We start from the raw sequence: 12,051 nt of genomic DNA, 5'->3' as shown, positions 1-12,051 counted from the left end.
TTTTTGTTTACTTCACTTTTTTCGGGACTCTGCATCTAGATGGAAAATCCGTTGACCACGGCAAGACTTTATCAATTGATAGATGATTATATAAATCGAGGTATTGGTTATAGTATTTTCTATAAAGGAGACGTTGTATGCGGTGCATCATCATATAGTATTTATGATGATGGGATTGAAATTGAAGTTGCTACTGATCCGAATCATAGAAGAAAAGGATTGGTGACTGCAGTAAGTACGGCTTTAATATTGGATTGTTTAGAAAAGACGAAATATCCAAACTGGGATGCAGCGAATAGCACTTCTGCTAAAATATTGGATATGTTTTTGGTAAGGTGTATGATACTTATTTTGTGAATAATAGGTAAATGAACGAGTTTGTACGAATTGAATTTTACAACATAAAAAGGCTAGGAAATCCTATTAACTTAACATTAATTAGTCCCTTTTTAAAATTAAAAATATAAAATATCCAAAGATAATTTTACCTAAACTAAAGGCATTAAGAGAGATGTTAATTAATAGTATTAGAGGGGAGAACAACGACAAGATTGTTTTCAATAGAAGTATTGATAAATTCTATTGGAAAAGGTGAGAGGAAAAAAACGATATGAATTAAAGATGAAGTGATTCCACAACAATTTGGGTATAAAAGCCGACTTTATTAAGTCGGTTTTTATTTTTTAATAATAAGGCGCTACCAATATTAAATTGCAGTTGCATAGATATTATGAAATGAAGAAATCAATAAAGTTAAATTTATCTGTTTTAATAAATTTGAGAATAGATTTTTTGAAAGTTTCTTTGAAAATATGGTTATCTTTTTTACTATGGAACTTAATTAACATATCATTTTATTCTCCCACGATGAGAGTTAATAAATTTTATTTTTTATCGGTAAATACTCATAAAAACTCAGTATATTAAGTTGTGTATATTTGACTATTAAAGGGAAATCACTCTTTTTTTTGTAAATGATAAAAGTGACTATGATACAAACCCACGCATTAATAGAAGACAAACATATACAGTATAGAGAGTTAAAAAGCTCTAAATTTTTCATATAAAGGAGATTATAAAATATGAGTGAACAATGCCCAATTAATGTACCATGTCAGGTAGCGGGACAAACCCAAACACCATTAAGTGATGCTGCAGCAACACCAATTACTACTCCAGGAGCACCAATCGTAAAAATACCAGTTGTATTAGCGGAAAGAACAATTCAAATTGTTGTAGAAGCCGATGTTCCATTAGATCCTCCAGCAACTGAGATTAAACGTGTCTTAAAAAATGTATTTTTAACACAAGGTAAGTTAGTTCCTGTAGCATTTACTCCGGTAGTTGGTACACCTTACAACCGAGTTACAAGAGGAAAATTATTTGTACAAGGGTATATTCGTAAAAATATTGAATATGCAAATGATGAGTGTAATGGAGTTCTATATGACCGCATTGCAAATGTTCCATTTTCTGGTTTTGCAGATTTAACAGAAGCTGATTTTCTATCACTAGCTTTAATAGCTGCTTCTTCAGACACTACATCTCATTTTATTAATCCTAACAACGGCGATTTACCACGTTTAGATAAATACTTCTTCCAAAATTCAGTTTTTTATAACGAACAACCATATGTCGAATTAGTAAGTGCTCAATTTTTCGAATTAGACTTTTCACCTTGTCCAACAGAATTAAACGAGCCATTTGGAACTCTTCGTGAAAAAATTGTACTAGACCTTACTTTAAAAGTTTTACAAGTACAACAAGTACAAGTATAAAACTAAAAAGGCATTGTCTTTATTAAAAGACAATGTCTTTTTTATTATTATAAAACATATATAATGATGAAATGGTCGCGTACAAAAAGCATATTTTTAGGAATTACATCAGATGGGGGGATGGTGATGAATAAGCCATGGGTTGGTAAAGAAATATGGAACAAAGTTTACAAATGGAAAATGCTGAATGTTCAAGATGATTCACGTGAAATAAGAGAAAAAAAGAAAAGTAAAGAAACAGAGTCAAAAAAAGAAGATAAAGTAATTGGAATAGAGAAAGAAAATGAAAAAACTGAATCAAAAAAAGAAGATAAAGCAATTAAATCAGAGAAAGAAAGTGAAGAAACTGAATCAAAAAAAGAAGATAAAGCAATTAAATCAGAGAAAGAAAGTGAAGAAACTGAATCAAAAAAAGAAGATAAAGCAATTAAATTAGAGAAAGAAAGTAAAGAAACAGAGTCAAAAAAAGAAGATAAAGCAATTAAATTAGAGAAAGAAAGTAAAGAAACAGAGTCAAAAAAAGAAGATAAAGTAATTGGATTGGAGAAAGAAAGTAAAGAAACAGAGTCAAAAAAAGAAGATAAAGTAATTGGATTAGTGAAAGAAGAAATAGCAATTGAATCAAAGAAAGAAAGTAAAGAGACTGAACCAGCAAAAGAAAATAGAGTGATTGGATTAGAGAAAGAAGAAGTAGCAAATGAATCAGAGAAAAAAAGTGTAGAAACTGAATCAAAGAGAGAAAGTATAGGTTTAGGATCAAAAATAGAGACTTCAGTGCATTCAATGGTAGTGAAAACGCCATTTTCTATTATTTCAGAAGTGTCTAGCTTTAAAGTATTTCCAAAAATAAATGTGAAAAATCAAGATGCATTTGTATTTCGAAATGAAAAAGATGCGGAGGGGCGTGAATTAGATTCTAAGTTATTAACTACAGTGCAACAGCATCATTCGGAGGCTTATTGTAAATTAGTTTCTTTAAATCTTCATGAAAAGAGAGTGCTTGTTGAATTATATAATCAAAAAGTCAAAGGGAATATTGAAGAGAATCGGGTAGAGACATCTACATGGATACCTATCCACAGTATAATATTAGAGAGTGAAAATGGGGGAGAAGTAAATAATTATGTAACAGCCAGACTACCAATAGAAATAGGAAGATATAAAGGTGAAATTAGTTTACGAGAAAAAGTGGTGTTTACAGAAAAAGTCATAGGAATAAAAGAGGTGGGACAGGAGATTGTTTTGACAAAAACCGAATTTTTAGTACCAAAAGTAAAAAAGAATGGACAAAATAAATTTACAGTTGAAAAAGGGAGCTTATTGGTAGAAGGATATATATATCAATGTATTGAATACATATCAGAACAAAGTACATTTCATGATAATGTATATCAGTTAGTACAAAATATTGTATTAGAATTAATCATTCAAGTGATACAAGAACAGGAAGTACAAGTGCGAATTACATAAAAATGATTATATTCCCTTGATTAGCTGATTATTTTTATTCGTAGCATATCGATGCTTATTCTTTTGTAAATCATTCAGTGCTATAGAATATCCTCCATACGGTTTATCCTCAATGAATTCATTTTCATATTTATGAAGGATGATATTGTTGCTAGCTAGGATAGTTACTTAATTGTATGAATTTCTTCAAGGGTATGTTTAAAAAAAGTGCTAACAAGTTTGTCAACGAACTTGCTAACACTTATTTAGAACGGACATAAGATTGGCGTATATGTTGCTTGAATAAATAAGTTAATTAAATAACATAGTTAATTCCTTGTTTTAACCTAAGCTGTAATATAGAATGTATTCACTCCTTTATTACAAAACTCACAACTTAAATAGTAAAACATGTTTATCGTAATTTTCCAAACACCAATTATATTTTTTTAGAATAATTGGGTGGACAACTTCTTTCGTAGTATTAACTTCAGTAAAGCCATATTTTTTATAAAAACTTTCTAGTTCTTCAAAAGGAAGACAAAACACATTTTGTATTTGTAATTTTTTCGCAGTTTGTACTAAAAATGAGACAAGTTCTCCAGCTAATTGTAGACCTCTAAATTTAGGGAGAATAAAAATCCCACCCATTTCAATAGTATCTTCATCTATTTGGACTAATCGTCCAACACCTGCATACTCGTTGTGATATGTAACGATCGCAACTGTGTCTCGTGTTAAATCACTTGGTACAAATCCTATCGATTCATAGTGATTATTAATCCATTCTAAATCATTAGATATAGCTAGTTGAATACTCATATGTATCCTCCCTCAGAAAAAATGTAATATTCTCATTATACACAGTGTAATAAGTCGTAAAAAGAGGCTAAAATGAAATCATTTTTATTTGCAGTTCAAGTTTTGAATAATAGTGCATACAATATAAAGTCTTTTCCTTTCTTCATTTTAGTTTTACGTATATAATTTAAAAGTAATATTTTTTATTTTATTTCTTATATATTTATAACAGAATAGAGGTTTAAAAATGGGTGTTAAAATCATTACGGATAGTGCGGCGGATTTACCGGTAGAATTGCTGCAGGCATATGATATTGATTTAATTCCACTCCGTGTATATGATGAAGCAGAAACAGAGTATTTAGATGGAGTTACATTAAATTCAGTTACATTATTGCAAAAAATGAGAGAAGGCGCTACTTATAGAACATCATTGCCTTCACTTGAAACATTCCAAGAAAAGTTTGTTTCCTATGCAAAAGAAGGAAATCCTTGTATATATTTAGCTTTTTCATCTGAACTGTCTGGTACATATCAATCATCAGTTGTTATTAAAGAAGAAGTGAAAGAAACATATGCTGATTTGGATTTAGAAATTATCGATACAAAATGTGCTTCGCTTGGTCAAGGTCTTGTTGTATTAGAAGCTGCTAAAATGGCAAAAGAAGGCGCAGCAAAAGAAGATATTTTAAAACGTGTTGATTTTCTAATGAACCATATGGAACATATTTTCACTGTAGCTGACTTGCAGTACCTTGTTAGAGGCGGGCGCTTAAGTAAAGTAGCAGGTTTTATCGGTGGTTTACTAAACATTAAGCCGATCTTAAACGTAGAAGAAGGAAAACTTGTACCACTTGAAAAGGTAAGAGGGAAAAAGAAAGTACTTGGCCGAATTGTAGATATTATGGAAGAGCGCGGAAAAGATCTTAAAGGTCAAACAATCGGTATGACTCACGGTGACGATTTAGAAACAGCTGAAGCATTAAAAGCATTAATTACAGAAAGATTTGGCTGTGAAGTATTTATTGTAAATACAATTGGTGCAGCAATCGGTGCACATACAGGTCCTGGCGTTATAACGTTATTTTTCTTAAATGAAGTAGAGTAAAGGATTGATCTTTTGATCAATCCTTTTTTATTTTTAATCTGTGATAATTGGTCGATATGGTATTGGTGAAGTGTTACTTATATCAGTCATCGTGTACACAGATAATAAAGTTGTTTAATTTACAATAAAGTCGTTTAAAACACAATAAAGTTGTTTAAAAAACGCCAGTCATGTTATTCAACAATCGAGCTATATAACGGAACAATTTCTTGTCAAAATTAAAAATATTTGAAATAATTGTTATTAAGTTAAAGGAGGCGATTGCAGAAAAAGGTGGTACGACTTTCTCTTACTTAAGAATTGTGGAATAGTTAAAAAATCCGATTAATTATATTCCGAAAGGGTGTGTGTAATATATTATCAACTAATGTTTTTACTTATAAATCTAAGGATGGAAAAACAGTAATAATTAGAGAAGCTAAAGAACAGGATGCAGAAAGAATGCTAAATGCTGCTTCAAAAGCTTTAATAAACGCTCCATACATGCTAAGTACGGTTGAGGGTGTAAAAAAGATGAGTGTTGATGCTATTCAAAAAACGTTAAAAGCTTATCATGAAAATCCAAATTATGTACAGTTTATTGCTGAAGTTGATGGTAAGTTAGTCGGTGCAATAGATTTTAAGAACGGAAACAAAGAAAAAATTAGTCATCAAGGAGCTTTTGCAATGACCATACTACCTGAATATCGAAATTATGGTATTGGAAGAGCTCTTCTAGAAACGTTAATCAATTGGGCTAAAAATAACAGTAAGATTGAAAAAGTTTGTCTTGAGGTAATGGAAGATAATCTAGGTGCAATCCAGTTATATAAGAATCTAGGCTTTTTTGAAGAGGGTAGAAAAGCAAAGGGTGTAAAATTGGATGACGGCTATCAAAATCTAATATTAATGGCTTTATTCGTTTAAAATTGAACATTATTCAAAAATAGGCGCTATTGTTGAATAATGTTCAATTTTAAACGACTTTATTGTTATATTTTTAAGCACAGTGAAGTATCTTATATCGAAAATTATACAACTATATTTTAACCCCGTCCTAAATTTAGAACGGGGTTATGCTTGTTTTAGGTTTAAAAGTAAATAACTTTATTGTCTTTTTTACACATCGTATCATTCATGTGTTTATGCTATTTGTGTTTGAGTGGTGAAAGAAACGAATATAAATCTAGTGCTGTTTATCAAAAAACGAAATATTTAAAGATATTAAAAAATTGCGGTTTCATATATAATTGGGTAGGGAGAAATATCTGTAACTATTTGTAAAAATAGGAGGCGGCTATAAAAATGCATGAAATTGCCAAGTGGGATTTAGATCGATTGTATTCGAATGAGGATATTCTAGTACCAATATTGGAGTTGAAAGAACAATATTTTGTAACAAGAGATATAGAGATTCTTTCAAAATTTATACAAGCTATTGAAAAAGCAGAATACTATTTGTATTGTCGATCGGCTGAAGAAAATGTTTCATCTGACAATACTATATTGACTGTGAAGGTAAAGGAACTGAAAAGTGAAGTACAGCAAGTAATACAACAAAGTGAGGTGGCGATTTCCGATAATATTAATACTAGGTTCATAAAAGATGAACTTAATGCGTGGGAAAATATGTACATACAATTAAGAAATAAGATAGAAATAGAGCACAATAATAAACAACTATCATTTGGTCAAGCAAATCATATTGCAATGAATAGTGATAATGAAAAGGAAAGATTAGAAGTCTTCGAGTTACTAACAAACGCATTAAATAAGGAAAAAGAAATCTTTGCTACTGTATTAAATCAAATAGGGAGATTACGTAATACAAAAAGTAACGAAATAGAAGATAGTGAGATTTTATCACAATCTCTTCAAGCGAATGGAATCTCTGAAACTGTTTTATTACAAATGTGGAATGCGACAGAAGAAAATCTAGGTAAATTAGTAAGCGCTGTAAACGTGTATAAGAACGGGAAAGCTTCCATTACATGGCATGAACTTATGACAGTAAAGGAAAATAATGAGGCTATTATTCCTTTTTCAGTAGCAGTACAAAACATATATGATGCATTAAAAGATATTGATGAAGAATTAGCAGAATTTGCACGTAATGCGATAGAAAGTGGATGGGTAGATACGGAACCGAGAGAGAATAAACCACCAGGTGGTTTTTGTGCTCCATTTTTCAGTGAGAAAGAATCGCGAATCTCCATGCGTTATGATGGGAGTATAGATAGTGTAAGAGTACTTGCTCATGAGCTAGGACATGCTTGGCATTTTTATAATATGAGTTTTGAACAATCTACTTCTTTTTTAGATGATTATTTGCCAATGAGTACAGCTGAATCAGCGTCTATTTTCTTTGAAACAGTACTCATAAACTATTTAATTGAAACAACAAAGTGTATAGAAATGAAAAAGTCATTACTTAGCTGGAAAATAAGAAATACTTTTAATTATGTTATGGCCATTCGAGCATCATTTCAGTTTGAGAAGAATTTTTATGAAAAATGTAAAGAAGGTCCTATAAGTGCTGACGAAATTGAGAGGTTATCTATATTGGCACAAGAAGAAGCATATGGACATGCTCTATGTGAATATCAGCCGTTCGTGTGGATGAAATATACTCAATTTTATATTGCGGATGTTCCTTTTTACAATTATCCGTACACATTTGGATATTTAGCAAGTTTTAGTTTATTAGAAATAGCGAAGCAAAACTCAAGTACATTCCATTTAAAGTATAAAGAATTTCTACGAGAAACCGGAAAAGCTCCAGTAGAAGAACTCAAGAAAAAACATTTTCAAATAGATATAACAAGCTATGAATTTTGGGATAAAGCTTTTATACAAATTTCTAAAGATATTGATGAATATTTGCAGCTTATGTAAGGGGAGAGTATAGTGGATCACCAACTTATAAAGGGAATACCTTTTTCAACTTTAGAATATGAAAAAGCTATAAGCTTATTAAAAGGTTGGCTACATGAAAAACAAGAGAAAGCAAGATTTGTAGTAACTGCAAATCCTGAAATTGTTATGTCAGCTAAGGAAAACACGGCTACATCAAAGCAGTTTAAAAAAATGTTATTATCTGCGGATTTAATAACAGCCGATGGGATTGGCGTCATAATTGGATCGAGAATATTAAAAGGAACGTTGAAAGAGCGTGTTACTGGGGCAGATTTAACTCGCGATTTAATAAAATGTTGTAATGAAAATGGATATCGTGTCTTTCTTTTTGGAGCTGCACCAGAAAGTAATGAAAAAGCATTAGAAAAATTAAAAGAGCAAAATCCATCTGCGTATTTTAAAGGACAGCATGGATTTGTAAACGGTGAAGAAATAGAAGAAGTAAAAGCTCAAATCAAGCAATTCAATCCGCATTTATTGTTAGTAGGGTTAGGTTCACCTAAACAAGAAGAATTCATCTATGATAACTTACAAACATTAAACGTGCCACTATCTATTGGTATAGGCGGCATGATTGATATAATATCAGGTACTGTAAAAAGAGCACCGAAAATAATGAGAGATACTGGAACGGAATGGTTGTATAGATTAATGTCGCAGCCAAAAAGAATAAAGAGACAACTTGTATTGCCGAAGTTTTTACTTTCGGTTATGGCGGAGAGGATTAAAGGGATTACAAATTAACAAAGGGGACTACATACATGAACAGAATCGGTATTATCGGAGCAATGCAAATTGAAATAGACTTACTTTTAGAAAAACTACATATAAAAGAGGAACATACAATTGCGGGAATGCCTTTTTATAAAGGAAACTACATGGATACAGAAATTATTATTACGCGATGTGGTGTAGGAAAAGTAAATGCTGCCGCATGTACACAAATATTAATTAATAAGTTTGATGTAGACACTATCATTAATACAGGAGTTGCGGGTGGATTGCATCCTGATGTGAAAGTTGGCGATTTAGTTATTTCTACAAATGTTACTCATCATGATGTTAGTAAAAATCAAATGAAGAATTTATTTCCGTTTCAAGAATCTTTTATTGCAAGTAAAGAGTTAAGAGAGTTAGCGCGAGAAGCTTGTAATAGTAGTAGTTTAAATGTTCCTGTACATGAAGGAAGAATCGTCAGCGGAGAATGCTTCGTCGAGGATTCAAAATTAAAGGAGCAATTAGTCACTGAATATGCACCACATTGTACTGAAATGGAAGGCGCGGCAATTGGGCATGTCGCTCATATAAATGACATACCATTTCTCGTTATAAGAAGTATTTCTGATAGTGCAGATGATGAGGCGCAAGTTTCATATGATGATTTCGCGAAAACTGCGGCGAATTATTGTTCAGAAATTATTGTTGAGATGCTTAAACATATTTCGAGTAAAACTGTATTGTAGTTAATACGTAAAGAATGGGAGAGTATAAAATGTTGCAAGCACTAATTTTTGATATGGATGGAACTTTATTTCAAACAGATAAAATCTTAGAATTATCACTAGATGATACATTTGATCATTTACGCTCACTACAATTATGGGATGCGGAAACACCTATTGATAAATACCGTGAAATTATGGGTGTTCCTTTACCTAAAGTTTGGGAAGCGCTATTACCTGATCATTCAAATGAAGTAAGAAAACAAACAGATGCTTATTTTTTAGAGCGATTAATTGAAAACATAAAGAGTGGGAAAGGTGCTTTATATCCGAATGTAAAAGAAGTTTTTAGTTTTATAAAAGAAAATAATTGTTCCATTTACATTGCTAGTAACGGCTTAACGGAATATTTACAAGCAATCGTATCTTATTATAATTTAGACCAATGGGTTACGGAAACATTCAGTATTGAACAAATACACTCGCTAAATAAAGGTGACTTAGTAAAAAATATTTTGAAAAAATATGATTTAAAAGGGGCAGCGGTAGTTGGAGATCGTTTATCTGATATTAACGCTGCAAAAGATAATGGTCTAATTGCGATTGGATGTAATTTTGATTTTGCACAAGAAGATGAACTTGCTCATGCAGATATAGTAATAGATGATTTAATGGAATTAAAGGGAATATTGCCTGCTGTGCAGAGATAATAAAGGTGTTTAATTTATAATAAAGTCATTTAAAAAATAATATAATTGTTTAAAAATCCTTCTTCTACTAACGGAGTAGATTAACTCAATAAGGAATCAAAATAAGAACTTGTAGCTTCTGAAGAAATGGAAAAAAAGAAAGATTTTAAATTCAAAATAGCCTCTGTTATATAGAGGTAGAGAGATTATAATTCATTTGTGATGAATTAGTAATAGTTTGATTTGTTTTAAAACTGAGTAGAGGATTATAAAGTGTGTGCAGTTTTTTGCCAATTCCTATATGTCTTATTCCACGGAGGGAATATGCTTAAAGATAATTTTAAAATTAGTAATATTCCCACGGTTTTATGGGGCAATAAGAGTGAAAAAATTTTTATTGCAGTACATGGAAATATGTCAAATAAGGAAGATGTAGTTATTCAAATATTAGCTGAAGAAGCCAATCAAAAAGGTTATCAAGTATTAAGCTTTGATTTACCTGAGCATGGAGAAAGAAAAAATGATAATACTCCTTGCAAAGTACAGTTTTGTGTTAGTGAATTATCTATAATTATGAATTACGCAAAACAACATTGGAAAGAAGTAAGCGTGTTTGCATGTAGTATGGGAGCTTATTTTAGCCTTTTAGCCTTTCAAAATGATGTGATAGAAAAGGCATTATTTTTATCACCAGTAGTTAATATGGAACGAATTATCGAAAATATGATGAAATGGTTTAATGTAACACCAGAGCTGTTGCAAAAAGAAATGACTATAGAGACACCTATTGGTCAAAAGTTATATTGGGATTATTTATGCTATGTAAAAGAACATCCTATTAATACATGGAATACAGATACATATATTATGTACGGAGCCAAGGATGAACTGTGCGAATTTGAAACTATTAACTATTTTACAAAAAAACATCGTTGTGAATTAGAGGTCATGGGGACAGGTGAACATTACTTTCATACTGAAAAACAGTTAAAGATATTTGGACAGTGGTTACACAAACATATCGATTAACAAATTACAATTTTTCTTGAACCTGTTAGAGAAGAATGGTGAATATATAAACTGATATTATACTTGAGAGACATTATAAATGTATTCACTTAAACAAACAAGTGCTTTAGTTCAATAAGAATTAAACAACTTTATTAATGATCTTTGAGTACAAATACCCTTAAATGTATAGAAATTAAACAATTATATTATCGATTTACATCTGAAGCGAAGAATACGCATACTACGAATTGAATAAAGTAACAATCATAAAAATGCTCAGAATAAATGATTCTTGAGCATTTTTATGTATTTTCATATTAAGGAGGAATTTACTTGAAAGATATACATATTCAACAAATTGAAGATTTAATGATATACGAACACGATTATCTTGTTCGAGAAAGCAAAGACGAAGGATTTAATTTCCTAATAAAACTAATAAGTGAATATGAAAATAAAATAAACACATTTAATAAAACTGGTGAATGTTTATATGGTATTTTTCAAGGGGAAAGGCTAATTGGGATTGGAGGTATAAATGAAAATCTGTATACAGAAGACAATAAGATTGGTAGGTTAAGGAGATTTTATATTGCAAAAGATTACAGGCGGAAAGGATTAGGGAGCTTACTGTTAGGGAGAATCTTAAGCGATGCAAAAACCTATTTTACTATTGTTGTCTTACATACAGATACAGAACAGGGGGATCACTTTTATACTTCGAGTGGATTTGTGAAAGGGACAATGTATGTAGGAACGAGCCATTATCTAAACTTAGATAAAAGGATGCAGGGAATTATTATTTATCCTCTGATAAGAACATTTGTTCCGATACGTGTAGATTAATGCTATAATTTATCTAAATCTACTATTAGAAT

General features: G+C 30.9%; 11 protein-coding genes and 1 pseudogene. 11 read left to right on the top strand and 1 reads right to left on the bottom strand.

Annotated elements, in window-relative coordinates:
• Window positions 1-69 precede the first annotated feature (69 nt).
• The 3 genes and pseudogenes from KPL75_RS00910 to KPL75_RS00900 form a co-directional block, all read left to right on the top strand.
• A pseudogene (locus KPL75_RS00910) lies at window positions 70-368 on the top strand (GNAT family N-acetyltransferase); the annotation flags it as partial.
• Between the two features lie 714 nt (window positions 369-1,082).
• On the top strand, window positions 1,083-1,778 hold the full coding sequence (locus KPL75_RS00905) for a CsxC family protein (protein ID WP_002065863.1): 696 nt from the start codon (window positions 1,083-1,085) through the stop codon (window positions 1,776-1,778).
• Window positions 1,779-1,904: 126 nt separating this feature from the next.
• Entirely contained in the window at window positions 1,905-3,248 is a 1,344-nt protein-coding gene (locus KPL75_RS00900) for a BC_2427 family protein (protein ID WP_375141016.1), read from the top strand.
• A gap of 369 nt (window positions 3,249-3,617) precedes the next feature.
• Here KPL75_RS00900 and KPL75_RS00895 read toward each other — a convergent pair whose 3' ends face one another.
• Window positions 3,618-4,049 (bottom strand): GNAT family N-acetyltransferase, encoded by a 432-nt coding sequence (locus tag KPL75_RS00895; protein ID WP_219919031.1) that lies wholly within the window; start codon window positions 4,047-4,049, stop codon window positions 3,618-3,620.
• 226 nt (window positions 4,050-4,275) lie between these two features.
• On the opposite strand from KPL75_RS00895, the gene KPL75_RS00890 reads away from it, so the two are divergent.
• From KPL75_RS00890 to KPL75_RS00855, 8 genes are all read left to right on the top strand, one after another.
• Window positions 4,276-5,136 carry a DegV family protein gene (locus KPL75_RS00890; protein ID WP_219919029.1) on the top strand — a complete coding sequence of 287 codons (861 nt, stop codon included), beginning with the start codon at window positions 4,276-4,278 and terminating at the stop codon, window positions 5,134-5,136.
• Between the two features lie 345 nt (window positions 5,137-5,481).
• Window positions 5,482-6,042 carry a GNAT family N-acetyltransferase gene (locus tag KPL75_RS00885; RefSeq protein ID WP_015000610.1) on the top strand — a complete coding sequence of 187 codons (561 nt, stop codon included), beginning with the start codon at window positions 5,482-5,484 and terminating at the stop codon, window positions 6,040-6,042.
• A gap of 378 nt (window positions 6,043-6,420) precedes the next feature.
• Window positions 6,421-8,010 carry a M3 family metallopeptidase gene (locus KPL75_RS00880; protein WP_219919028.1) on the top strand — a complete coding sequence of 530 codons (1,590 nt, stop codon included), beginning with the start codon at window positions 6,421-6,423 and terminating at the stop codon, window positions 8,008-8,010.
• Between the two features lie 12 nt (window positions 8,011-8,022).
• Window positions 8,023-8,775: a WecB/TagA/CpsF family glycosyltransferase gene (locus KPL75_RS00875; protein ID WP_219919027.1), complete on the top strand. Its 753-nt coding sequence runs from the start codon at window positions 8,023-8,025 to the stop codon at window positions 8,773-8,775.
• Window positions 8,776-8,792: 17 nt separating this feature from the next.
• Window positions 8,793-9,494, top strand: coding sequence for a 5'-methylthioadenosine/adenosylhomocysteine nucleosidase (locus KPL75_RS00870; protein WP_002147272.1), 702 nt, complete (start codon window positions 8,793-8,795; stop codon window positions 9,492-9,494).
• 29 nt (window positions 9,495-9,523) lie between these two features.
• Complete coding sequence (locus tag KPL75_RS00865) at window positions 9,524-10,183, top strand: HAD family hydrolase (RefSeq protein ID WP_219919025.1); 660 nt, start codon at window positions 9,524-9,526, stop codon at window positions 10,181-10,183.
• Between the two features lie 303 nt (window positions 10,184-10,486).
• Window positions 10,487-11,191, top strand: coding sequence for an alpha/beta hydrolase (locus KPL75_RS00860; protein ID WP_219919022.1), 705 nt, complete (start codon window positions 10,487-10,489; stop codon window positions 11,189-11,191).
• 315 nt (window positions 11,192-11,506) lie between these two features.
• Window positions 11,507-12,019, top strand: a complete 513-nt coding sequence (locus tag KPL75_RS00855) for a GNAT family N-acetyltransferase (protein ID WP_219919020.1) — start codon at window positions 11,507-11,509, stop codon at window positions 12,017-12,019.
• Window positions 12,020-12,051: the final 32 nt, after the last annotated feature.

This window comes from Bacillus sp. NP247, assembly GCF_018966865.1.
In the GTDB taxonomy this organism is placed as follows: domain Bacteria; phylum Bacillota; class Bacilli; order Bacillales; family Bacillaceae_G; genus Bacillus_A.
This window is presented reverse-complemented; position numbering and strand designations above follow the sequence as displayed.

What these genes read in the sequence shown, in the direction of transcription:
- KPL75_RS00895 (WP_219919031.1), bottom strand. Translation starts at nt 4,049, where the DNA reads ATGAGTATTCAACTAGCTATATCTAATGATTTAGAATGGATTAATAAT.
- KPL75_RS00870 (WP_002147272.1), top strand. Translation starts at nt 8,793, where the DNA reads ATGAACAGAATCGGTATTATCGGAGCAATGCAAATTGAAATAGACTTA.
- KPL75_RS00890 (WP_219919029.1), top strand. Translation starts at nt 4,276, where the DNA reads ATGGGTGTTAAAATCATTACGGATAGTGCGGCGGATTTACCGGTAGAA.
- KPL75_RS00865 (WP_219919025.1), top strand. Translation starts at nt 9,524, where the DNA reads ATGTTGCAAGCACTAATTTTTGATATGGATGGAACTTTATTTCAAACA.
- KPL75_RS00905 (WP_002065863.1), top strand. Translation starts at nt 1,083, where the DNA reads ATGAGTGAACAATGCCCAATTAATGTACCATGTCAGGTAGCGGGACAA.
- KPL75_RS00900 (WP_375141016.1), top strand. Translation starts at nt 1,905, where the DNA reads ATGAATAAGCCATGGGTTGGTAAAGAAATATGGAACAAAGTTTACAAA.
- KPL75_RS00860 (WP_219919022.1), top strand. Translation starts at nt 10,487, where the DNA reads ATGCTTAAAGATAATTTTAAAATTAGTAATATTCCCACGGTTTTATGG.
- KPL75_RS00880 (WP_219919028.1), top strand. Translation starts at nt 6,421, where the DNA reads ATGCATGAAATTGCCAAGTGGGATTTAGATCGATTGTATTCGAATGAG.